Below are 2,060 nucleotides of genomic sequence, written 5' to 3'. Positions count from 1 at the left end.
CGCGGCGCACCGGGGTCGGCGTAGCCGCGTCGCTCGCGGGCGCGTCGCCGGAGCTCGGCGGCCTCCTCGGGGGTGAGGTGCCGGCGCCTGGGGTCGTCGGTCATGGGATCGGACTCTACTTGCCCGCCGGCGAGGTCGGCTGGTCCCGTCGCGCCGGCGGGACCAGTGTCACAACCACGACACGTGCGGCGCCAGCAGCGCGTAGCCGAGGAACGCGATCACGTCCAGCAGCGTGTGCGCCAGCACCAACGGCCACAGCCGGCGGGTCCGCATCCACCACAGCGCGAACACCACGCCCATCGCGAGATTGCCCAGCCCGCCGCCGAAACCCTGGTAGAGGTGGTACGACCCGCGCAGCAGGGCGCTGGCGGCCAGCGCCAGCCACGGCGGCACGCCGAGCTGCCGCAGCCGCACGAGCAGGTAGCCCACGACGAGGATCTCCTCGGCTGCGCCGTTGCCCGCCGCGGACAGCACCAGCACGACCGGCCGCCACCACGTCTCGCCCAATCCGGACGCCGCGACCTGCAGATTGAACCCGGCGGCGACGGCCCCCAGGTACAGCGCCAGGCCGGGCACGCCGATCACCGCGGTCAGGGCGAGCGCCCACGCCACCTGCCGCCCGGGCCTGTCGCGCACGAGACCGAGCGCCCGCGCGCGGATCCCGGAGTGCGCGAGCAGCACCAGCGGCAGCAGGGCCCACGCGAGCAACCGCAGCACGCCGAGCGCCTGGTAGGCCAGGTCGAGCCACGGATGTTCCGAGCGGGAGACGTTGAGTGCGGCGGTCTGGTCGGCGAGGTCGGCCGGCGCGAGCAGTGCGGAGACCAGGTCGAGGACGGCGTAGGCGCCGGACAGGCCGAAGGTGACGGCCAGGACGATGACGAGCTCGGCCACCAGCAGCCGGCGGACGCGCGGGTCGGTGACCGGGTCGAACCGGGAGGCGTACCGGGCGACCGCGGCGCGGGGGGAGAGTGCGCGACGGACCCGTCCGGCGTCGGACGCGGAGTGCGAGGACCCGCTCACTCGGCGAGCCGGACGCTGTCGACGATCCCGTCCATCCACTTGACGCCGGGGGCGGACTGTTGCGCGGTCGTCACGTACGCCACCCACCACCGCCGCCCCTCCGAGCCGAACACGGCGGTGTAGACGAGCCCGCCGGAGTCGAGGTCGGCGAACTCGTCGGGCACCACCACGTAGGAGACGGCGGCGCCCGTGCCGGCCTCGTTGTCCACGCGTGTGACCCGCCGCTCGTCGCGGATGCCGGACACGCCCAGGATGTAGAGCTGGATGGTCTCGGCGAGCGCGGTCGCCGCCCCTTGGTCGTCGGCGATCGCGGCGGCGGCGATCCCGGGTTCGAGGGCGCCCGCGAGGATGCGGGTCTCCAGCGCGTGGCCCGTCCCGACGGGCACGATCTGCAGCGATCCGAGCTCCGCATCGCTCACCACGCGCCACCCCACGGGCACGGACAGCTCCAGCCCCGAGTCCACGTCGAGGTGGTGCTCCCCGTGCAGCGTCGAGTCCCTCGGCAGCACCGAGGCGGGATTGGTGGCCACCGCGACGATCAGCAGGAACGCCAGCAGTCCGAGCGCGACATGCACGGTCCGCGGGCCGCGTTTCTCCTCCGGGGTGAGGTGGGAGGCGTCCGGCGCGTCATCGGGGGCGGGGGAGTAGTCGGCCGCGTATTCGGGCACGGGGGCGTCGTCGGTACCCATCGGTGGTCAGCGTAGCAACGGGCGGGGTGTACACCTGAGTGCATGACGGTGTCGCTCGAACTGCTGAGCCGGGGTCCCTCGCGGCCCGATCTCCTGGAGGACCTGGTGGTCGACGAGTCCACCATCGCGGAGACGCTCGCCCGCTGGTCGGTCCCCGCCCCGGTCGCGGTCCCGCCCGCCGCCGAGCACGACCTCCCGCCGTTGGAGGAGGTGACCGCGGTGCTCGCCGCGGACACCTCCGCGGTCGTCGACGTGGCGTCCGGCCTGGCCGGGCCCGGTCCCGCCGCCGACCACCTCGCGGACCTGCTCGCCGTGGCCGCGCACTCCGGGGTCGGCTTCGGCTCGGGCCTC

The 2,060-nt window shown here is 74.4% G+C and carries 2 protein-coding genes and 1 pseudogene; 1 reads left to right on the top strand and 2 read right to left on the bottom strand.

Annotation, left to right across the window (positions count from 1 at the left end; genetic code table 11):
- Window positions 1–168: 168 nt before the first annotated feature.
- Both HMPREF3086_RS01280 and HMPREF3086_RS01275 read right to left on the bottom strand, forming a co-directional pair.
- Window positions 169–1,020 (bottom strand): CPBP family intramembrane glutamic endopeptidase, encoded by an 852-nt coding sequence (locus HMPREF3086_RS01280; RefSeq protein WP_061914207.1) that lies wholly within the window; start codon window positions 1,018–1,020, stop codon window positions 169–171.
- Entirely contained in the window at window positions 1,017–1,709 is a 693-nt protein-coding gene (locus HMPREF3086_RS01275; protein ID WP_070719763.1) for a hypothetical protein, read from the bottom strand. Before HMPREF3086_RS01275 ends, HMPREF3086_RS01280 begins: the two co-directional genes overlap by 4 nt.
- Window positions 1,710–1,751: 42 nt before the next feature.
- Between HMPREF3086_RS01275 and HMPREF3086_RS01270 the strand changes: the two are divergent.
- A pseudogene (locus HMPREF3086_RS01270) lies at window positions 1,752–2,060 on the top strand (hypothetical protein); the annotation flags it as partial.

The sequence above is a fragment of the Dietzia sp. HMSC21D01 genome (assembly GCF_001815995.1).
GTDB classification, from domain to species: Bacteria; Actinomycetota; Actinomycetes; order Mycobacteriales; family Mycobacteriaceae; genus Dietzia; species Dietzia cinnamea.
Note: the sequence above shows the minus strand (reverse complement) of the source record. Positions and strands in the feature narration are given on the sequence as shown.

What these genes read in the sequence shown, in the direction of transcription:
- HMPREF3086_RS01275 (WP_070719763.1), bottom strand. Translation starts at nt 1,709, where the DNA reads ATGGGTACCGACGACGCCCCCGTGCCCGAATACGCGGCCGACTACTCC.